The sequence below is a fragment of the Arthrobacter sp. Marseille-P9274 genome (assembly GCF_946892675.1).
Classification (GTDB): Bacteria; Actinomycetota; Actinomycetes; order Actinomycetales; family Micrococcaceae; genus Crystallibacter.
This window is the reverse complement of sequence record NZ_CAMPOV010000003.1, coordinates 373833-393299: the sequence shown is the minus strand read 5'-3', so window position 1 is coordinate 393299 and position 19467 is coordinate 373833. Positions and strand designations below refer to the sequence as shown.

Below are 19467 nucleotides of genomic sequence, written 5' to 3'. Positions count from 1 at the left end.
CTGTAGGGCGAAGCGGTAGCGCTCCGCAGTTGCTGTGGTCCTGGGTGATCTCTTGTGGTGCGGCCGGTCACGCTGGACGGTGGTCAGCTTCTTGCTGACGCGTTTTCCCGGCGCAGGGCGGTTCCTTTGAGATAGGGTGCTCCGAGTTCCGCTATCGGTGTCCTGTAGGTCTCGCGGGAGTAGAACACGCAGGCCGCTGCGATCAGCATGCAGACCGTTGCGAAGACGGCGACGGGAACCCAGCCGGTGAAGCCCGGGGTCATCAGCATGCTGGCGATCATCGGCGCGAAACCTGCCAGGACCAGTCCGAGCTGGTTGCCCATGGCCATGCCGGTGTAGCGCACGGGCGTGGCGAACTGCTCGGCGACGAAGGCGCACCAGACGCCGTTGTAGCAGGAGTACAGCAAGGTCATGTTCAGGAACGCGGCCAGGAAGACCAGCACGATGTTGCCCGATGACAGTGCCAGGAAGTACACGAAGATTGTGGCGGCAGTTCCGATTGCGGCGGTCAGCAGCAGGGGGCGGCGTCCGATCCGGTCCGCGAGCTTCGCGGTGAACGGTATGACGAGCATCGACAGGCCGATCGCGACGGCGTTGACGGTCAGGATGGAGCCCCGGTCGAATCCTGCGGTGGAGGTGGCGTAGGCCAGGCCGAAGACGGTGAAGATGGTCTGCATGACGACCTGGATGGACATCCCTGCGACGCGGAGTACGTCCGGTGCCTGGAACTTGAGGACTTCCTTGACCGGCATCGGGGTGACCTGGTCGTTGTCCTGCGCTTCTTCGAAGACCGGTGTTTCGTCCAAGTGTGTTCGCACCCAGTAGGCGACGGCGAGGACGACGATGGAGAGCCAGAACGGGACGCGCCAGCCCCAGGTCATCATGGCTTCCTCCGGCAGGGCAGAGATGGGGACGAAGACAAGGGTCGCCAGGACCATTCCGGAGGCGTAGCCCATCATGACGAAGCTGGTGAAGAAGGCGCGCTTTCCTTCCGGTGAATGCTCCAGGGTGAGCGTGGAGGCGCCTGCGGACTCGGCTCCGGCGGAGAACCCCTGGGCCAGGCGGCCGGCCACCAGCAGGATCGGGGCCCAGACGCCGACCTGCTCGTAGGTGGGGAGGAAACCGATGCCGAGCGAGGCCAGGCCCATGATGCCCAGCGTGAGCAGCAGGATCTTCTTTCGGCCCAGTTTGTCACCGAAGTGGCCCATGACCAGTCCGCCGATGGGACGCGCCACGTATGCGACGCCAAAGGTGGCCAGGGCGCCGATCAGGCCGATGGCAGGGTCATCGGAGGGGAAGAACAGGTGCGGGAAGACGAGGGCGGCCGCGGTCCCGTAGATGAAGAAATCGTAGTATTCCAGGGTGCTGCCCAGGTAGGAGGCCAGGGCGGCCTTTCCAGGGGTCTTGCGGGGGACCGTACTTGCCTCGGTCGCAGTGTCCATGGGTATCTCCTTAAGACAGCGTTGTCTGGGTGAGGGCCGGCTCGGGGGCCTCGAGATGGAAGTCCACCGAGAGGATCTGCTGGCTGTTGGGGAAGGAATAGGCCTTGAGCGGCTCGTGCAGCGGGTGCGTGTTGTACACCGCGATGTCCTCAACCTTTTCGAAGTCCGCCACGATGGCGTAGTCGAAGGAGCGCTCGGTGCTGAGCACGTCCGGGCCGTGGGTCAGGCTGAGCATGCCGGGGATGTTTCCGGCCATCCTGTTGAGCCCGGCGATCCAGGCCTGCTTGTCGGCGCGCGGGAAGTCCGGTTTGAACTTGAAGAGTACGGTGTGGCGGATCATCGCACGCTCCCCACCAAAGCCGCGTCCTGCGATCCGCGGTTTTCCGGGGACCGGTACTCCGGGCTCTGCCCGGCGATGGTGCGTCCGGCGAGGTAGCCCATGGTCATGATGGGTCCCAGGGTGGCCCCGGCTCCCGGGTAGCCCGCCGCATAGGCATTTTCGGTGGTGTTGCCGGCAGCGTACAGGCCCTCGATCGGCTGGTTGTCCACGTCGAGCACGCGGGCGAACCCGTCAGTGGCCACTCCTCCGTTGGTTCCGAACGCGCCGTTGACTACCTCCATGGCGTAGAACGGGCCGGTCTGCAGCGGGCCCAGGGAGGGGTTCGGGAACGGGTTTTGGTCATCGCCCCAGTACTTGTCGTAGGCGCTTTCGCCGCGGCCGAAGTCGGGGTCCTCGCCCTTGAGCGCGAACTCGTTGAACCGGGCCACGGTGGCCTCAAGCTCTGCAGGGGCGACGTTGAGTTTGGCGGCCAGTTCCGCGATCGTGGGCGCCTCGATCAGGTAGGCGGGCGTGGGGTCTCCGGCGCGGTGTGCCAGGATGCCGTACCGCTCCAGGTAGGTGTGGTCGAAGATCACGTGGGCCGGTGTGTTCAGGGTCTGGTTCCCCGCGGAGTCCCAGGACTGCAGGGAGCGGGCCAGGTCGTTGTAGTTCTGCGATTCGTTGGCGAAGCGGCGGCCGTGCCGGTTCACCATGATGGATCCCGGTCCCTGGCGTTCGAAGCGCAGCAGCGTGCCCGCCGGGGCCCCGTCACGCAGGTCGCCGGTGATGGACATCGGGGCCCACCAGGCTTCGCGGGTGCCGCGGGTCTGGCCGCCGATGCGCTGGGACATCCGCAGCCCGTCCCCGGTGTTCGACGGCGGGGAGCACATGGTGTACAGCCGCGACGCCAGCATCGAGTCGGCCAGCGCCTTGTCCCATTCGAAGCCGCCGGTGGCCAGGACGACGGCGTCGTTCGCCCGGATGATCTCGCCGGTTTCCAGTTCGACGCCGGTGACCCGGCCGTCGTCGGTCAGGAGGCGGTGGCCGCGGGCACCGGTGACGAGGGTGGCGCCGTCGCGGACCAGGCTGGCCAGCAGCATCGAGACGAGGGCCTGGCCCTTGGCCACCAGCCCTTCAGCCTGGCGCTCGTTCAGTTCGTCCCAGGGGAACTTGGTGAAGGCGCCCCAGGTTTCGTATTCCTGCATGGTGAACGGGGCCCGGCCGTCGGTGCGGACATGCTCCGTGAGGGCCCCAAGAGCTGCCCTGCTGTTGAACAGCTCCGGTTCGACGGTGCGTCCGCCCGGCATGGCGCCCGGCAGATCCTGGCGGTAGTCCGGGAAGTTGGTAAGGAAGATGAAGCGCAGCCCGCACTCCTCCTCCACGAAGCGGAGCATCTGGTCCCCGAAATTCAGGGCGGCGTCCAGGAGCTCCTGACGTCCGCGTCCACGTGCCACCGCCCGGACGTATTCGGAAGCTGCTTCCTTGGAATCGGTGATGCCGGCCTCACGGGCGTGGTGGTTGTCGGCCACCCAGAGCATGCCGCCGGAGACCGCCGATGTCCCGCCCAGCAGCCCGCTCTTTTCCAGGACGATGACGGACTTGCCGGCGCGCGCGGCGGTCGCCGCCGTGGTGAGCGCGCCGGCGCCGGACCCGACGACGATGACGTCGTAGCTCTCGGACGCTGTTCCATTGACGAATTTCATGTGTTGCCCTTCAAGGATTGTTCGACCTGCCCGCGGGCGCGCCTGCAGCGGTGCCGCCTGTGCGGGCGGGGATCAGCCTGGATCAGACGGCGGTGTAGCCGCCGTCGATGACAAGTTCGGAGCCGGTGGTGAAACGGGACTCGTCCGAGGCCAGGTAGAGCACGCCGTAGGCGATCTCATCCGGTTTGCCCTGCCGGGGCAGCGGGTTGGAACCAACCAGCTGCTTGTAGTAGGCCTCGGCGCCGATCTCCGATTGCTCGGCCGAGCGGCGGCTCATCCGGGTGTCCATGGATCCGGGGTGGATCGAGTTGACCCGGATGCCGTAGCTGCCGTACGCGGCCGCGTCGGACTTGCTCAGCAGCCGGACCGCGCCCTTCGTCGCGTGGTAAAGCGGCACGTTCCTGCCGCCGGTGATGCCGTGGATGGACGAGAAGTTTACGATGCTGCCGGAGCCCTTCTCGATCATGCCGGGGACCACGTGCTTGGTCATCAGCCAGACGCCTTTGACGTTGACGTTGAAGATGGTGTCGAAGTCAGCGACTGACGCGGTGTGGGAGGCCCCGGCAGGACCGATGATTCCGGCGGCGTTCACCAGGATGTCCGGTGAACCCAGTTCGTCGCGGACCCGGCGGACGGCTTCGGAGACGCTGTCCTCGCTGGTGACATCGACGTCGAACTCGCTGATATTTTCATCCGTGGCCGTGGAAGGAATGCCTGCAACATCCAGGCTCGCGACTCTAGCGCCATGCCGGGCGAGCAACGCGGCGGTGGCGCTGCCCAGGTCGCCGCGGCCGCCGGTAACGATCGCGGTCTTCCCTGACACGCGGCTCTGTGTGGGGTTCATGTGGTGCTCCTCATGCTTCTGCAGACTTTGCTGCAGTAGTCAGAGTGACAGCGGTCCTGTGAGTGGAACCACACGATTGCCGTTCAACGGGAATCTGAACGTCAGTTGCTCTGTCGGAGGGTTCCCTTGAGTTCGCCGCTCCAGCCCAGTGCCCGGGAGATGCCGCGGGACGCAGTCATCAGGAGCGGGACGCGGGCGCCGGTATTCTCCTCGTTCAGAGGCACTATCACGCTCAAAGCCGCGACGGCAGTGTTGTCCGGGCCGAAGATTGGTACGGCGATACCTGTTGTTTCCGGCACGATGACCCCGGGTACGGCGGCGAAGCCGCGCTGCCTGATCTCTGCCAGATGGCGGCGCAGCATCGCCGGATCAGTGAGGGTGTGCTCGGTAAACCTGGTCAGGGAGCGGCCCATAATACTCTCCTGGTACCAGGACGGTGAATGGGCCAGCAGCACCAGCCCGGATGACGTCGCGTGCAACGGGAGGCGGCCAGCGATTTTCGAGATATCCACGACGGTGGAACGCGAACCGATCCGCTCGATGTAGAGGACCTCATCGGAATCCAGGATGCCCAGAGTGGTCGCATGCTGGACCACGGCCTGGACGTCCTCCATAAACGGCAGGGCAGCCTCCCGCAGACTGACCATCTTGGAACCCCGGGACGCCAGCTCCCACATCCGCGTGCCGATGCGAACGTCACCGCCGGGTTCCCTATCGAGCAGGCGCTCGAGCAGCAACTCGTTAACCAGCCGGTAGGTGGTGGTCACCGGCAACCCGGTCCTACGTCCAAGTTCCGCCACGCTCATAGAGGAGTGGCGGTCATCGAAGGCGCTCACGATTTTCACAAAGCGCGCGATGATCGATTCGCCCGATCCGGAATTGGCCACTGTTCCTCCTAAGAATTACCGCCCAATGGTAATCCGCTTCTGGGGGCGCGGGGACATTGTCTCTACCAGGGGACAGTTTCTATCCGGTGGCCGGGCGGATATGTGCGGCCCGACAGAATCCGTCGAATTCTGATCGGAGGTACTCGCCGAGTTCGTCATATGCGCCGTTATCGGTGTTCACAGTTCGCGGGTCATGGCTTGCCATTGCAAGAGGTCGGGCTGAACCCGACTGCTTGACCCCGCCAAGTTCATAGCCTCTTCTGCAACGAGCAGTCTGGATCCGTGCTAGCGGCGTTCATCGATGTTAGCCCCGTGGCGTGCCCGCAAGCACAAGGTGCGCTGGGTACGTCAGGTGAAGAGTGGTTCCCCTATGTGTTGTCCTTGGAGGGTGCCGGGCGGGATGGCGAAGAGTGCGGAGCCGACGTGGCGGATGTATTCGTTGAGGAGGTCGCTCTTGGCCAACGATGACTGGACGCTGGTGAAGGTGTCCGGGTGTTGCTGGCAGCAGATGAAGAACAGGCCGGCATTGAGGCGGCCGAGGGTATCGTTGCCGTCGACGAAGTTGTAGCCTCGGCGCAGCATCTTGCTTCCGCTGTTGTGGCTGGGGTGGGCCAGCCTGATGTGGGCGTTGGCGGGGATGAGCGGCTCGTTCGGGTGGCCTTCCACGCGGAAGTCGGGTGTGCTGAATTCGGTGCCGCCGGACAGCGGTGAGCCGGTGCCCTTGGTCCGGCCGATGACGCGTTCCTGTTCGGAGAGCCGGGTCCGGTCCCAGGTCTCGATGGTCATCCTGATCTTGCGGGTAACGAGGTAGGTTCCGCCGGTCATCCATTCCTGGTCGCTGCCAGGCGGGACCCAAACGTGTTCCCGGACCGCGGCGTCGTCTTCGGCCTTGATATTGGCTGTTCCGTCTTTGAAGCCGAGGAGGTTCCGTGGTGTCGCCTGGGCGGTGCTCGTGGAAGAGGTTCGACCGAAGCCCAGCTGGGACCAGCGCAGGACGGCCCGACCGAAGGCGATCCGGGACAGGTTCCGCACGGCGTGGACGGCGACCTGAGGGTCGTCGGCACAGGCCTGGATACAGAGGTCACCGCCGCAGAGGGAGGGATCGAGCATGTCGCCGGGGAAGGATGGCAGTTCTTCCAGTGCGCGGGGCCGCCGGGAGGCGAGGCCGAACCGGTCGGTTCCGTCTTTTTTGAAGAGCGTCGCGCCGAAGCCGAAGGTGATGGTCAGCGAGGCGGCCGGGAGGTCCATCGCTTCCCCGGTGTCCTCGGGAGGAGCTTCGTAAGGCCCGCCGTCGGGCGGGTAGTCGCCGGCGCTGCGGCCTTGGGACATTTGCGCCGCTGCCGTCGTCCAGTCCTGAAGGAGCGAGACCAGTTCCGGGCGGGAGATGTCGGCGACATCGAAGGCCGCGAAATGCAGCCGGTCCTGGGCCGGCGTCGTGATTCCGGCCTGATGCTCGCCGTAGAAGGGATGGACACCCGGTTGTTGGACGGCGGCCGGCTGTCTCCCGGTTCCGGCGATCGCACGGTCGGCGGCGATGCCGATGCCGGCGCCCGCGGCGGCGGCGCCGGCCATGGACAGCAGGCGGCGGCGGGTAACGGGTGACCGGGCGCCCGGGGCTTCGGGGTTTTCCATGGCTAGGCCAGCAGGGTGGAGGTGATGCGGGAGAGCGGTTCGCCCAGCGCGTTCACTTTGTCGGAGAGCGCGCGGATCTGCTCCGGCGTGAGCTCGTCATAGTACTTGTACTCGATGCCGCGCTGCGGGGCGTCATCGCCGCTGGTGCGGTACTGATCGAGTTCGGTCAGCAGGTCATCGAACTTCTCGTCGAGAGTGGCGACGAGGGCCGGGTCCCGGGACTCGAGCAGGTCGCGGACACCGTCGTACAGCACCTTGGCGCCGTCGACGTTGGCGCGGAAGTCCCACAGATCCGTGTGGGACCAGAATTCCTCTTCTCCGGTCACCTTGCCGCTGGCCACCTCGTCCATCAGTGTGATCGCGCCGTTGGTGAGCTGGTCCAGCGTTAGTTCCAGCGGCGGGATGCTTTCATGCAGCGTGGTTGTGTCGGCGACCAGTTGGTCGGCGAGGTCCTGCCGCTCCTTCGGGGTCAGGGCATCATGGCCCGACGGCGGCCAGAGGTCCTTCTCGGCCTTGTGCCAGCCGGTCCAGGTGTCCCCTTCGGCGAGGTCGGCCTCCCGGGCGTCCAGCTTTGGGTCGAGGTCGCCGAAGGATTCTGCGACCGGCTCCACCCGTTCGAAGTGCATGCGCACGACGGGGTAGAGCCGGCGGGCGTCATCGTGCCGGCCGGCCGCGTAGGCGTTGGCGAACTCCCGGGTCCCGGTCAGGAGCTGGTCCACTTGGTCTTTGACGTAGGCCTTGTAGTTCACGATGGACTGGTCGATTTGCTCCTGCTCGTCGCCGGACGCCGAGACAGGTGTCCCGGAATCGGTGACCGTGAAGGCGGAGCGTCCGACGCCGTCGCCCACCATTCCCGGTTTGCACACGGTGAAGTAGGAGCCGGGCCGGGCGTTGAGTACCAGGTCCCGGGTGATGCCGGGGCCGACGTTCTCCACTTCGGAGACGATCCGCAGACCGTCGTCAGCCAGCAGGTAAAACTCGGTGACCCTGTCGCCGGCATTGGTGACGCGGAAGGTCAGCGGCCCGCTCGGGGCGCGGGCGGAGGATACCGTGCACTCGGTTTCGGTGCTGCTGACCGTCAGCGCGTCGGCTGTTTGTCCCGACGGATTGTTGGGGGTGCAGGCGGTAAGGGCCAGCATGGCTAGGGCGGCGGCTGCCAGGGGCTTGGGCGACGGGTTCGGGTTCATGCCTGTCCTTGCCTTGGGGCCGGCGCTGCGGCGCGGGGAGCAGGACGCAGGGTGCGTCGGAGGAAGAGGGGCATGGTCACTGCGACGTACAGGAACCAGACGGCCGCTTCCAGCCACGTGGTGGCCGGGGAGAAGTTGAAGGTGCCCTTCAACAGGACCCCGTACCAGCTGTCCGGGGGAACCACGGGCGAAACGTCGAACAGCAGGTTGTGCAGCCCGGGCAGGATCCCGGCCTCCTGCAGGTCATGCACCCCGTAGGCCAGGACACCGGCGGCGACAATGATCAGCAGAGCGCCGGTCCAGGTGAAGAAAAGGTGCAGATTGATGCGCAGCAGACCGCGGTAGATCAGCCAGCCCAGGACGACGGCGGTGCCCAGCCCCAGCGCTGCCCCCAGTGCGGGCAGTGTCGTCTGCCCCGTAGCCCGCACCGCCGACCAGATGAACAGCGCGGTTTCCAGCCCTTCGCGCCCGGTGGCCAGGAAGGCGACGACCGCCACGCCCCAGCCCCGGTGCCCGATGATGTTCACCTCGACCTGGTTCTGCAGGTGCGCCTTCAGTCCCCGCGCCGCGCGCGCCATCCAGAAAACCATCCACGTCACCAGGCCGACCGCGACAATGGACAGCGCGCCGCCGATGGCTTCCTGGGCTTCAAAGGTAAGCCCGTATGCGCCGAAGGTGAGGACCGCTCCGAGGCCGAGCGACAGTAGCACGGCCGCACCGACGCCGGCCCAGATGCGGTTCAGCAGGTCCTTCCGGCCGGCCTTGACCAGGCAGGTGATCAGGATGACCACAATCAGGGCGGCCTCAAGTCCTTCACGCAGTCCGATCAGGTAGTTGGCAAGCATGAGGACGGCTCAATGTTCGCCGGCAAAGCGGTTTTCGCCGGGATGCGACGGCGACGTGCCGCTCTGCCGCACACGGGGAATTATTGCTGTCACGGACGTTCCTTCCGGACTGGCTGGCTGAGGTTATCCTAACCTAACTCTTCCCCTCGGTGAAGACTTTACCTTGCGCCCGGCGCCTGTACTAGAGGACCTTTCGGCCGTGCACCGTGCTCCTTGAAACCGAGCAGGGTCCGTTCCGTCGACTGTGCAGTGCTGGTCAATCATGTCGGGCCGAATCCCAGTTGGGACCAGCGCAGCGCGGCCCGGCCGAAGGCAATCCGGGACAGGTTGCGGACGGCGTGGACGGCGAGCTGCGGATCCTCAGCGCAGGCCCGCATGCAGTGGTTGGCCGCTGAGGGCGTTATTGAGCAGGTCGCCGGGGAAGACCGGCAGTTCCTGCAGCGCCCGCGGCCCGGGCGCGGCTTCAAGTTTGGGAGCTCACGCGGGGCCTCGATGGGGCGGCAAAGCCGTTTCCGTTGCACACGCATCGACACCTTTCTGAAAGCCATGGGGGGTGACCCTTGCTTGCGTGTGCCGCAGGAGAGCATATTCTTGATTCATCGCCCGGGCACGAGGGCTTGGGCCTGGATCGAAGGATGAGCACCATGATCACACCCGTGCGCTCCTGCGCCACCACCTCCTGCTCCTTCAACAACAACCACGACTGCAACGCGCTGGCCATCACGATCGCCGGTGCCGAGTCCCAGGCCACCTGTGGCACCTTCGTGCAGTTGGATGCCCGCCGGCCTGTTACTGCTGATGCCGGCCGCGTGGGCGCGTGTCACCGTCTTGAATGCTCCTACAACAGCGACCTGCTGTGCACCGCCGAAGGCATCGAGGTCACTGACACCGCCACCTGCGCCACCTACACGGTCGCCTGACCCGGCCGTAAACAAGGCGCGCCTGAATCGGCGCAGCCCGCTGCCTGCTGTGGGCCCGTGCTCAGGGCTGTGGAGCAGTGATGCGCCGCGTGGGCAGAGAGTCGAGGAGACGGTGCCAGGCGGTGACGCCGTCTTGCGCTGACGGGGCATGGGGCGGCGACGGCAGCGGCACTTGCACCACCCAGCCCTGGTCTCCGGTGAAGCGTGCCAAAGTGACGCAGTGCCGGTCCACGTCTACACAGTGCGCCGGATCGGCGACGAGGCCTGTGTCCTCCGGCACGTCGAGCCGCTCCGTCCAGCCGGGGAGTGCGTCGTCAAGCACGGCATCGGCAACGTCCGCCAGGGTCTCGGCGGCGGTGGACATGACGGCGTCATGCAGGGCGTCGGTCGACGGGGCCGCGGCGGCGGCTTCTTCGGCCAGGATGGCAGCGCCGTAGGGGGTGACGCCGGAGCAGTCGTGCAGCAGGATCCGTTCGGTGGAGACCACGCCCACTCGCACGCGCGGTCCGACGTCGTGGACGAGATCCGCCAGCTGCCCCTGCAGGCCCAGCGCGCCCACCTCCTCCGTATCCCGGCACCAGCGCAGCGTGCCCAACAGGTGCAGTGACGCCAGACGGAGGGCGAGACTGTGGTCGGCGGAGTCCTTGACGATATCCGCGCGCACCTCGATGTCATCGGCCGTGTGGAACCCGCCGAGCGAATGGAAGAGGTTGGGGATATCCGCGACCACCAGCTGCCCGGAGCGGGAGACGCCGTGAACCGCGGAGGAGAGCGTTTCGCCGGCCCGGTACGCCGTGAGTTCGATGGCGCCCTCGCCCGCCAGGATGCGGCGTGTTACCGACCGGGCGTGGGCGGCTCGCAGATCGGCGGCGAACGAGGCGGGTGCCGGGGCAGTGTGCGGGGTCGAACTCATGGGTGATCCTTCCGGGACGGTCGACGTCTAGTAAGGCACACCTAACTCGGTTTAAGCAACGGATATGTACGCTTATTACGGTCCCTGTAGCGCGGTCGATGCACTCCGTAGCCCGGGGCTTCGGGCTACATATGCGCCGTTATCGGCATTCGCCGGCCGTGCCGATTCTGGCGGTAGTAGCCGATGAAGAGTGTAGGTAGGTTGTCGTTTCAGGATGAGCGGCTGAGTGGTTCAATCGTCAGCACCGACCGTTCCCCCTATTTTTCATGCAGTTTGGCCTGCTCCACGAGTTCTGTCATCCACGGTCGGTGCCCGCGGTGGAGGACCATGCCCTCGGGGAGCCCTTGGACGGTTGCGGTGGAACCGGAAATTTCGATGGTGATCCGCCCGGCAGCCATCGGAGCATTGGCGATGTGCAGGTCTCCGTAGGACGCCGGGAGGACCGGATCCAGCCACAGGCCGCCGAGGGAAACGTGCGCGTCGTACCGCATTAGGCTCGTTACGAGCAGAATCGGCGTGGTCGCCGCCCAGGCCTGTGGCGAGCACGCCGTCGGGTAGGGCACAGGCTCGGAGAACTGCTCCCGGCCAAAGCCGCAGAACAGCTCCGGCAGCCTGCCCTCTGAGTATTCGGCCGCCTCCAGCAGGGCCGTGGCGATCCGCTGCGCCTCCTCGACGAAGCCGTAGCGCAGCAGACCGGCCGCTATGATCGCATTGTCGTGGGGCCAGACCGAGCCGTTATGGTAGCTGACCGGGTTGTAGGCGTGCATATCGGAGGCCAGGGTACGGACGCCCCAGCCGGTGAACATCTCCGGTGACATGAGTCGTTCGACCATCAGCGGCGCCTTGTCCTCGTCCACAAGACCGAACCAGAGGCAGTGACCCATATTGGACGTGCACGCGTCCACCGGCCGCTTATCCTTGTCTAGTGCAATGGCATAGTAGCCCTTGTCCGGCAGCCAGAACTGCTCGTTGAAGCGCTTTTTCAGGCGTGCGGCGCGGTCCTGCAGCTCGGCCGCCAAAGCCAGGTCGCCGGCGTCGTATGCCATCCACGCGCGCGCCGTGTAGGCACTATGGACGTAGGCCTGCACCTCGCATAGGGCGATCGGCGGCTCGGCCAGGGTGCCGTCGGCGAAGTTGATCCCGTCCCAGGAGTCCTTCCAGCCCTGGTTGAGCAGCCCCTGCTCGTTGAGGCGCTCGTACTCGACGAATCCGTCGCCGTCTTTGTCGCCGTAGTTGTAAATCCAGTCCAGGGCCCGGTCAGCGTGCGGCAGCAGCGCGGCGATGGTCTCCTTAGCGAAGCCCCAGCGGCTAGCCTCTCCGAGCAGCATCACGAACAGCGGGGTGGCGTCAACGCTGCCGTAGTAGGCGGACTTGCCGCCCAGCACCTGACCCGTGCCGACTCCGAGTCTGACTTCGTGCAGGATCTTGCCCGGTTCTTCCTCGCTCATCGGGTCCACTTGGGTGCCCTGGCGGTCGGCCAGGGTCTGCAGTGTCCCCAGAGCCAAGGATGGGTCCACCGGCAGCGCCATGTGCGAGGCCCACAGCGAGTCGCGGCCGAAAAGGGTCATGAACCAGGGCGCGCCGGCGGCCACTACGATCCGGTCCGGATGGTCCGGGTCCTCGATGCGCAGGGCACCCAGGTCGTCGTAGCTGCGCTGCAGGGTCCGTTGAATGGCGCGGTTGCTCATGCGCAGCACTGGGATCCTGGCCACCCACTCCTGCCGGCGCTTGTCGCGCGGGGACATCTCGCCCGAGACCGGATGCGCAAACGGCCCCGCGGGACCGGATGCGTCCACGGTGGGCACCACGCTCAGTCGGGTATGCCAGTACCCGTGCGGCGGGATGACAACCCGGTACATCAGACCCTCCCGTGCCACGTCGGCGCCGCCAGCCTTGACGACGATGCCCTTGATAACGTCCTGCCAGCTGGCGCGAATGACCAAGGAACCGTCCCCGGGCTCGCGGGTCTCGTCCCAGCGTCGCTGGATTCGCGCCTCCTTCACTTCGAACAGGTCCGCGAAATCCGATTCAACGGCCAGAGCGATCATGCATTCGGCGGGGTCCGCCGAATAGTTCCGGACGGTGATCTCCTCCAGGATTCCAGCCCCGACTTCGCGCAGCCGCTCCACGATGAGCGGGGTGTCCGCGTAGCCATCCGAGCGGGGCACGCGGCCCGCGAACAGCGCCCGATAGGGCTCCTTCATCGTCGCCGCAAGCGGCTCCACCGGCTGACCGTTGACTGTCATACTCCAGCGGGAGAGGATACGCGTGTCCTGGAAGAAAACCCCGTGCGGGTATTCCGGATACATGTCCCCGTTCGCCGAGGATATGCAGAAGGACGCGCCCTCCACCAAGGTGACAGTACCGGATCCGAGGGGCCCGGCGGCCGTGTCAGCATTCCATCCAGCCATTCCCCGCTCCTTCCCAAGGATGCGCGTCTGCAAGCCGCGGCAGGATCCGTCCGGTCTAACCGCCCGCCGCGCCTTCGTGGATTCAACCGACGCTACGCCGGTCTATTCCCTGAAGCCAGTGCCCGCGTTGACTCTCTAATAACTCCGCATATCCGGATACGTTGCTTCATTTGAGAACCTCCGTCAGGGCAGCTTGGGATGCGCCTTACGAATGGAGCTTTCGATAAGTGAGTGCAGCAGTGACGAAGAAGTTGGATATTGAGTACGCGGGTGCCGGTCGGGCAAGTTTTCCTCGGACCAACTGTCTGCCGCTTGTCCTGGCTCTCATCGGAGCGGTAGGCCCCACTCGTATGTGCTTCCTAAATCAGGCGACGCGCATGGAACGGATCTGGTGCGTGGGGGACCCTATCAAGTCACGCAGGGGCGCCCGTCTTCTTGCTCGACCTTAACGAGCTGCCAGGGCTGTGGCGACCGAACCACGTGTTGTCACGAGCAGGCGGGCCTCGGGTTTCTACGCCTAGCCTGCGCGATGCCTATGCCGCCCATGCGTGCGGACGTCGTGGCGTTCCTCCGCCCGGAAGCAGTGCCGTCGAAGCGCTCCTCTGGCTGGGAATGTGTTGTAGCTGTTGTCGTGGTCACTCCAGCCCGTCCTGCTCCAACTTGGCGTGCTCGTTATCGCGCAATGTGCTGCCATCCAACCAATGGAGAGAGACTTCCACACCCGGTCCTGTCATATGCGCCGTTATCGGCTTAGCGCCGCTTGGGGCAGAGGCTGAACGTGAAGTACCGTGAAGGCATCAACTTGGTCTGCGGAGCGGTCCTCGGCCATGAACAGGCCCGAAGCATTGTGGCCGGGCTCCCCATCGACAGTGTTCTGGGCATCGTCGGGAAGATCAGCACGTCTAAAAAGCCCGGGAGTGCAGTGGGCCCAATGTCAGCGCTTTGGAATGTGGTGCTTACTTTCTTGGCTTTCTGTCGTTCCACCGGTGAGTTCGTCGGAGTACGAAGCCCGGGGCCGGGGTATTTCTTCGATGAGCTCGTTCGCGGCCATGGCGATCATGTCCCGCTGAAGAGGGGGCAGGGAGAGCAGGCCCTGGAGGTAGGCTTCCACTTCGTATTCCCCGACGGCGCCGCCCAGACTGAAGTAATGCAGCCACAGGTCTTCAGCGCGGATGCCGACGGCCTCTACCGCTGTCCGGAGCATGGCCCGCTGTTCCGGTTCATATGGGTCAAAAGCCATCTCACACCGCCGGCTAATTTTCCGTTCGCCGGCGCCCCCGGCGACGAGGGTGGCACCGAACTGCCGCAGGAGGATTCCTGCCCCGTGCGGCACGCAAAAGGTGCATCAGTTCCAGCATACGCACCTACCGGTTCCCATGAGCCCAAAGATTAAAAGGGAAGATCCTTGCCGGTGCAGCCGCGGCCGGGCGGAGGAACAGGTTAGATGGCGAGACGCGGCCGCCCGTCTGGAAGAGTTTCTGCGAATCCGGCCCAGTGGAAGTTTGCTGGATTTCCTTGATGGGCGTGTGCCGCGCTCTAACTCCTGGGCGACGAGATTATCGTGCCCGCGGACTTAGGCCGAGCATCTGCACCGTTACCGGCGTTAGGGGTGGTGCGCTGCCGGTGTGCTGTGCCGGGAGATGTTGGTCTGTCGCCGGCTAAAGAGGGTCGTGGATTAGCGCCGGCGGGACATCGCCTGGTGGCTTAGTCGAAGGAAATGTCGTGGGCCAGGGTTTCGATTTCCTGCTTGCGGGCTGCGTCCGCCCGGCGCTTTGACAGGGCGGCTTCGTCCCGTTGTTCGCGCTCATGGCGTGTCTGTTCGCTGATTTCCCGGATGAGGGAGCCGACTAGGGAGGCCAGGCCGGCTTTCAGCTCTTCCAGGCTGGTGTTCACGATATCCAGCCGTGCCTCGTTGATGACGAGGCTGATGTGCCCGTAGCCCTGTTTGCTGAGCCGCTCGTGTGTGGCCGGTCCCTGAATCAACGTCGTTTCGGCGGGTAGGACCCGCCGGGAAAAGGCGGCCGAGACCGTGTATCTGGCCGGCGGATCAACCGCGTAGAGTTCCCGCGAAACCGCCACCACTGATGTCAGCCGCAGCATTGACTCCGGCGAGTTGTCCCGGGCCGGTTCGTGGGATGAGACGTTGATGCTCATACAGTTATTTTTCCATCGGTGCCTGCGATTGTCCCCGGAGAGGCGGAAGGAATCCGGTCAAGGCGGTCCGCCGGCCGGCGCGGTCCCCGGCTCTGGCTGCTGGCCGTGCTGCAGGAGCTCGCCTAGGCCGGTCAGCCAGCGGCGCTGGAACGGGCTGGTGCGGGTTTCCCAGGCGCGGGCGATGCCTGCTTCTACCATCTCGGGCTCCCAGAGCCCTTCGGTGACCAGTGCTGCCACGGTGCGGTCGATGCGCCGCGGATCATCCGGCCCGAGGTTGGAATCCACTGCTGCGGCCCCGGTTGAGGGCCGCACCTCGGCGTCGAAGAGCCGCGGCAGGGTGATCTGCATGAGGCCGGCGGCCTGGCGCAGGTAGGCCACGGTGTTCCCGACCCAGGGCAGCTGGGACAGCAGCAGGTTCACCGCTCCGTCCGCCGTCGGCGGTTCGATGAGGCCGCGTTTGACCCAGTCGAACATGGCCGGGTAATGACTGACCCGGTCCCAGTACCGGGGTGAGCGCTGGTACAGCTTCGCCCAGGTCTCCACGAAGACCGGCAGCTCTGCGGGAAACAGCCGCGGCAGCTCCCGGGAGGCGAACGGGCGCGGCACGGCAGTAAGTTTCGCGGCCTGTTCGGCGCCGATGCAGACCGCATGCGCCGCCAGAACGCATTCGTAATGTCCGGCCAGCCGTCCGTGCCAGAGCCCTTCCGGGGACCGGGAGCCGTGCGGGGTGGCACCGATGCTGCGGTACAGGGCCGCGATGCCGGTGCACTGCGCGGTCACCCCGGCGGGGTCCGCGGCGATCAGCCGCATCGTCGCGTGGAAGTCGCCGCTGCGGATGGCCATGAGGATGGCCGGGTGGGACGGGCTCACAGCTCTAAACGTAGCAAGCCTGCGGAACTTGCGGCAGGCCGGAAACCGGGGGAAGTGCAGCGCGAGCCTGCTATCCGAGGTACTTGCGTCAGCGAGGCCGTCAGGACCGGGGCGTCCGGGCCGGGGAACAATCCTTTGGACGGGGCGCCGGTGCTTTCCGCTGCGGGGTGGTCTAGTCGGGGCGGTAGATGTCGGCGACGGGGCAGTGGAAGGGGTCGGTGGCGGCGATACCGACCCCGTTGAGGTAGCGCACGATGATGGCGTAGGAGGAGATCAGCCCGGTTTCGGTGTAGGGGATGTTGTGGGTCCGGCAGTACCGGCGGACCATGGCGGCGGCTTTGCGCAGGCTGGGCCGGGGCATGTCGGGGAAGAGGTGGTGTTCGGTCTGGCGGTTCAGCCCGCCCATGAGCAGGTCCATGATGATGCCGCCGCGGATGTTGCGGGACGCGGTGACCTGTCGGGTGACGAAGTCCGGCCGGGCGGACTTGGGGTAGATGGGCATGCCCTTGTGGTTCGGGGAGAACGAGGCGCCCATGTAAAACCCGAACACGGCGACCTGGACACCGATGAAGGCGAAGGCCATGCCGGCGGGCAGGAAGAAGAAGAGGACGCCTACCAGCAGGGCGAAGCGGGCGGCCAGGAGCGGGATCTCGAACCACCGGTGGTCGACTCCGGCAGGCCGGAGCAGGTATTTGACCGAGTCGACATGCAGGCTGAATCCGAGGAACAGCAGCAGCGGGAAGAGCAGCCAGCCCTGGCACCGGGTCACGGGCATCATGAGGCCGCGCCTGGCGGCGGCGGCGTCGGGATGGAAGGCGACGGCGCCGGTGTGGATGTCGGGGTCCTTGTCCACCTGGTTGGGGAAGCCGTGGTGGCGGGTGTGCTTGCGCACCCACATCGCGTAGCTGATGCCGACCAGGCCGGTGCCGATCAGCCGGGCCGCCCACTCGTTGACGCGTTTGGAGGCGAAGACCTGCCGGTGGGCTGCTTCATGGGCCAGGAAACTGAACTGGGTGAACAGGATGCCCAGCACCGCCGCGATAAGAAGCTGGAACCAGCTGGCGCCCAGCAGCGCGAAGCCGGTCCAGGCTCCGGCCAGGGCAAGCATGAGCAGGGTGAACAGCGTGATGTAGTAGCCGCGCCGGCGGCGCAGCAGACCCGCCTCACGGACTTCGGCGGCCAAGGCCAGGTACCCGGCCGCTATCCCGTTCGGCTCTTTGGGCGCCGGGACAGACCGCACGAGGGGGACCTCCGGACTGGGATCGATACGTCGAGCGTCCATGGGTACCTCGGAACTGCAAGGGGCCCGGGTGCGGTCCTTTGCTCGAACCGCCGGCCCTGCCTTGAGGATACGCTCAGGTCATGCACACCCGGAAGGGTCCGGCGTCCTGGCGGCGCGGGCTGTTCGTACCAGCCGACGTTCCGGTCGTACTTGGAGACCAGGGCCGCTGTCGCCCCAACCGGCCGTCCACCCACAGCTGATCATGTTGGCCTTACTTCAGGAGCGCCAGGATAAGCGGGCCGGCTGCTGTTTGCGCAGCGGCTGGCCGGTTCATGTCGCCGGGGTCCGTTGAGCAGAACGGCTCGGCTTCGGGATTAGGGGACAGCGGGTGTCCCGATGGCGACGGTCTCGATGATTTGGGTTGTGGGCGTCCCGGTCAAAGCCTGGGATATGAGGTTGCCCTTCCAGAGGTCTGTTTGCAGTCGGGACAGAAATTCTGCGGCGGCCTCCTGTGTATCGAAATCGAGGTCCAGGAGCACGTGGTTGTTCTCATTCGGACGCCGGGAGATCTTGTAGGACCTGACCCCCGAAGCTCCACGGTCCAGCACATCGCTGTCGAACGCCTGTCTCCACATCCGGAAGTCTCTAACGGCATGTTCTATACGCAGGGTAAACATGGAGTTCCCTTCCGATGGTCCTTACACGCTCACCCTAGGCCGTGAAGGGCAATTGAACTAGCCACCCTTGAAGTTGCCACATGACCGGAGAAGAAGCGCATCAACGAACGGCCGCACCGGCGCTGCCGCGGCAATGAATGGCTGTAGCCGCTAGCTTGTCCCAGCGCCTCTCATAATCTCTTCTGCTGCGGTCCAAACCCCTAATGGAGCGAGATGCGGCGGTCGGAACAACACCATCCCACGTCATATGCGCCGTTCTCGGCTTCGACGGCAATTTGTTGCCCGGCTGAAGAGTGGTGCGGCATTGGCCATGGTCAGGAGAATCCCCGTCTCCGAGTCTCCGGCGGTGCCGACCCAGTTAAGGATTCGCTGCTTGGGAGCTAGGTTCGACCGGTTTCCGGCTCATGGGGTGCCTGCCCGAAAGTATTGGGATCGACCGGCTGCTCGCGTCTCGGCAGGTTCTGCTCGACCACCAGCAGATAGGACTCGGTCACCAGGTCCTCTACGAGCTGCTTGTCGAACTTCCCGCCAGGATTGAGCGTGATCCAATGCCGCTTGTTCATGTGGTAGCCAGGCGTGATGTCCGGGTAGGCCTCGCGGAGCGCCGCGCCATCGGCAGGTCTGGCCTTGAGGACCACGAGGGGTTCGCCGGTGATGCGGGTCTGGAGCATGAACACCTTGCCGCGCACCTTGAACACTTCCCAGTCCGGACCGAATGGGTGATCGAGATACGCTCCCGGAAGCTCTTCTGTTCGGGCCGCGGCGTGCTTCTGAATCGTCTCGCCGTCCATCGAACCTCCTTGCCAGCCTGCCTGCCGAGTCTAGATTGAGTAAGCGTATCCATACCTACTCGATGAGCCGGAGGAACGACGTCCGCAGAGGCAGGTCGAACGATCTGGACCAAGGACTGAAACCGTAATAGCCGGCGAGAGGGATGAATAGCGAGCTGACGTATGCGCCGTTATCGGCGTTCGGGCGGTTCCTCACGCGGGCTCTCGAAGAGCTGTCCGGGACGTCACGTGTTTACAATTTCGCCGAACTATCGAGGAGCTGTGGGGGCGCAGTGTCAGCTGCGTTGCAGGATGCCGGGCTTGCTGTCGTCACCCTGGCGCCAGGAGTCGCTGGCCGGAGCGAAGCCTGCAGGGGTCGTCGGAGGGTTTGGGCCCATGATGCTCCCAGCCGAACAGAAATAGAAGCCATCCGCGCCCTGCTGGCGCTGTTCTGGCTGAAGCCTAAGTACACCGACTTCATATCTCCACGAAAAGCGTGGCAGGCGAAGGGCTTCAAGGAAGTGGCAGATGGCCAAAACGGTCGGCTACGACTGGCGATTCCCCCTCCTTACTGATTTAGCTCTTAGCCGTGCGTTTCCTCGTCGTGCTTTCGGGCCCTCAATTGCCAGCAGGCCAGTGTGAAGAGCCGGTGAACAAGGCTTTTTCAAGAT

17 protein-coding genes and 1 pseudogene are annotated in these 19467 nt (G+C 65.3%); 1 reads left to right on the top strand and 17 read right to left on the bottom strand.

Going from position 1 to position 19467, the window contains the following annotated elements; all coding sequences use genetic code 11:
- Positions 1 to 83: 83 nt before the first annotated feature.
- The 9 genes and pseudogenes from OC550_RS19130 to OC550_RS19090 form a co-directional block, all read right to left on the bottom strand.
- Entirely contained in the window at positions 84 to 1442 is a 1359-nt protein-coding gene (locus tag OC550_RS19130; protein ID WP_262107529.1) for an MFS transporter, read from the bottom strand.
- A gap of 10 nt (positions 1443 to 1452) precedes the next feature.
- Positions 1453 to 1782, bottom strand: coding sequence for a Dabb family protein (locus OC550_RS19125; protein WP_262107528.1), 330 nt, complete (start codon positions 1780 to 1782; stop codon positions 1453 to 1455).
- Positions 1779 to 3464: an FAD-dependent oxidoreductase gene (locus OC550_RS19120; protein WP_262107527.1), complete on the bottom strand. Its 1686-nt coding sequence runs from the start codon at positions 3462 to 3464 to the stop codon at positions 1779 to 1781. The genes OC550_RS19125 and OC550_RS19120 overlap by 4 nt, the downstream gene beginning before the upstream one ends.
- Positions 3465 to 3546: 82 nt before the next feature.
- The gene (locus OC550_RS19115; protein WP_262107526.1) at positions 3547 to 4308 is read right to left on the bottom strand and encodes an SDR family NAD(P)-dependent oxidoreductase; all 762 of its coding nucleotides are present in this window, start codon (positions 4306 to 4308) and stop codon (positions 3547 to 3549) included.
- Positions 4309 to 4409: 101 nt separating this feature from the next.
- Positions 4410 to 5195: an IclR family transcriptional regulator gene (locus tag OC550_RS19110; protein WP_262107525.1), complete on the bottom strand. Its 786-nt coding sequence runs from the start codon at positions 5193 to 5195 to the stop codon at positions 4410 to 4412.
- Positions 5196 to 5543: 348 nt separating this feature from the next.
- On the bottom strand, positions 5544 to 6827 hold the full coding sequence (efeB, locus tag OC550_RS19105; protein WP_262107524.1) for an iron uptake transporter deferrochelatase/peroxidase subunit: 1284 nt from the start codon (positions 6825 to 6827) through the stop codon (positions 5544 to 5546).
- Between the two features lie 2 nt (positions 6828 to 6829).
- Positions 6830 to 8014 (bottom strand): iron uptake system protein EfeO, encoded by a 1185-nt coding sequence (gene efeO / locus OC550_RS19100; protein WP_262107523.1) that lies wholly within the window; start codon positions 8012 to 8014, stop codon positions 6830 to 6832.
- Positions 8011 to 8859, bottom strand: coding sequence for an iron uptake transporter permease EfeU (efeU, locus tag OC550_RS19095; RefSeq protein ID WP_262107522.1), 849 nt, complete (start codon positions 8857 to 8859; stop codon positions 8011 to 8013). The genes efeO and efeU overlap by 4 nt, the downstream gene beginning before the upstream one ends.
- Before the next feature lie 263 nt (positions 8860 to 9122).
- Positions 9123 to 9300, bottom strand: a pseudogene (locus OC550_RS19090) (Dyp-type peroxidase domain-containing protein); the annotation flags it as partial.
- 203 nt (positions 9301 to 9503) lie between these two features.
- Here OC550_RS19090 and OC550_RS19085 point away from each other — a divergent pair.
- A complete protein-coding gene (locus OC550_RS19085) occupies positions 9504 to 9779 on the top strand; it encodes a DUF1540 domain-containing protein (protein ID WP_262107521.1) in 276 nt (91 codons plus the stop codon).
- A 61-nt stretch (positions 9780 to 9840) separates the two neighbouring features.
- Here OC550_RS19085 and OC550_RS19080 read toward each other — a convergent pair whose 3' ends face one another.
- The 8 genes from OC550_RS19080 to OC550_RS19045 form a co-directional block, all read right to left on the bottom strand.
- Positions 9841 to 10692, bottom strand: a complete 852-nt coding sequence (locus tag OC550_RS19080; protein ID WP_262107520.1) for a hypothetical protein — start codon at positions 10690 to 10692, stop codon at positions 9841 to 9843.
- 257 nt (positions 10693 to 10949) lie between these two features.
- Positions 10950 to 13103, bottom strand: a complete 2154-nt coding sequence (locus OC550_RS19075) for a glycogen debranching N-terminal domain-containing protein (protein WP_262107519.1) — start codon at positions 13101 to 13103, stop codon at positions 10950 to 10952.
- 934 nt (positions 13104 to 14037) lie between these two features.
- Complete coding sequence (locus tag OC550_RS19070) at positions 14038 to 14343, bottom strand: hypothetical protein (RefSeq protein WP_262107518.1); 306 nt, start codon at positions 14341 to 14343, stop codon at positions 14038 to 14040.
- 464 nt (positions 14344 to 14807) lie between these two features.
- Positions 14808 to 15257, bottom strand: coding sequence for a hypothetical protein (locus OC550_RS19065; protein ID WP_262107517.1), 450 nt, complete (start codon positions 15255 to 15257; stop codon positions 14808 to 14810).
- Positions 15258 to 15314: 57 nt separating this feature from the next.
- Positions 15315 to 16127: a hypothetical protein gene (locus OC550_RS19060; protein WP_262107516.1), complete on the bottom strand. Its 813-nt coding sequence runs from the start codon at positions 16125 to 16127 to the stop codon at positions 15315 to 15317.
- 172 nt (positions 16128 to 16299) lie between these two features.
- Positions 16300 to 17409, bottom strand: a complete 1110-nt coding sequence (locus OC550_RS19055; RefSeq protein WP_262107515.1) for a fatty acid desaturase — start codon at positions 17407 to 17409, stop codon at positions 16300 to 16302.
- Between the two features lie 314 nt (positions 17410 to 17723).
- Positions 17724 to 18026, bottom strand: coding sequence for a hypothetical protein (locus OC550_RS19050; protein WP_262107514.1), 303 nt, complete (start codon positions 18024 to 18026; stop codon positions 17724 to 17726).
- A 380-nt stretch (positions 18027 to 18406) separates the two neighbouring features.
- Complete coding sequence (locus OC550_RS19045) at positions 18407 to 18817, bottom strand: MmcQ/YjbR family DNA-binding protein (RefSeq protein ID WP_262107513.1); 411 nt, start codon at positions 18815 to 18817, stop codon at positions 18407 to 18409.
- Positions 18818 to 19467 lie beyond the last annotated feature (650 nt).

What these genes read in the sequence shown, in the direction of transcription:
- OC550_RS19130 (WP_262107529.1), bottom strand. Translation starts at nt 1,442, where the DNA reads ATGGACACTGCGACCGAGGCAAGTACGGTCCCCCGCAAGACCCCTGGA.
- OC550_RS19125 (WP_262107528.1), bottom strand. Translation starts at nt 1,782, where the DNA reads ATGATCCGCCACACCGTACTCTTCAAGTTCAAACCGGACTTCCCGCGC.
- OC550_RS19120 (WP_262107527.1), bottom strand. Translation starts at nt 3,464, where the DNA reads ATGAAATTCGTCAATGGAACAGCGTCCGAGAGCTACGACGTCATCGTC.
- OC550_RS19115 (WP_262107526.1), bottom strand. Translation starts at nt 4,308, where the DNA reads ATGAACCCCACACAGAGCCGCGTGTCAGGGAAGACCGCGATCGTTACC.
- efeB (WP_262107524.1), bottom strand. Translation starts at nt 6,827, where the DNA reads ATGGAAAACCCCGAAGCCCCGGGCGCCCGGTCACCCGTTACCCGCCGC.
- efeO (WP_262107523.1), bottom strand. Translation starts at nt 8,014, where the DNA reads ATGAACCCGAACCCGTCGCCCAAGCCCCTGGCAGCCGCCGCCCTAGCC.
- efeU (WP_262107522.1), bottom strand. Translation starts at nt 8,859, where the DNA reads ATGCTTGCCAACTACCTGATCGGACTGCGTGAAGGACTTGAGGCCGCC.
- OC550_RS19085 (WP_262107521.1), top strand. Translation starts at nt 9,504, where the DNA reads ATGATCACACCCGTGCGCTCCTGCGCCACCACCTCCTGCTCCTTCAAC.
- OC550_RS19080 (WP_262107520.1), bottom strand. Translation starts at nt 10,692, where the DNA reads ATGAGTTCGACCCCGCACACTGCCCCGGCACCCGCCTCGTTCGCCGCC.
- OC550_RS19075 (WP_262107519.1), bottom strand. Translation starts at nt 13,103, where the DNA reads ATGGCTGGATGGAATGCTGACACGGCCGCCGGGCCCCTCGGATCCGGT.
- OC550_RS19070 (WP_262107518.1), bottom strand. Translation starts at nt 14,343, where the DNA reads ATGGCTTTTGACCCATATGAACCGGAACAGCGGGCCATGCTCCGGACA.
- OC550_RS19065 (WP_262107517.1), bottom strand. Translation starts at nt 15,257, where the DNA reads ATGAGCATCAACGTCTCATCCCACGAACCGGCCCGGGACAACTCGCCG.
- OC550_RS19055 (WP_262107515.1), bottom strand. Translation starts at nt 17,409, where the DNA reads ATGGACGCTCGACGTATCGATCCCAGTCCGGAGGTCCCCCTCGTGCGG.
- OC550_RS19050 (WP_262107514.1), bottom strand. Translation starts at nt 18,026, where the DNA reads ATGTTTACCCTGCGTATAGAACATGCCGTTAGAGACTTCCGGATGTGG.
- OC550_RS19045 (WP_262107513.1), bottom strand. Translation starts at nt 18,817, where the DNA reads ATGGACGGCGAGACGATTCAGAAGCACGCCGCGGCCCGAACAGAAGAG.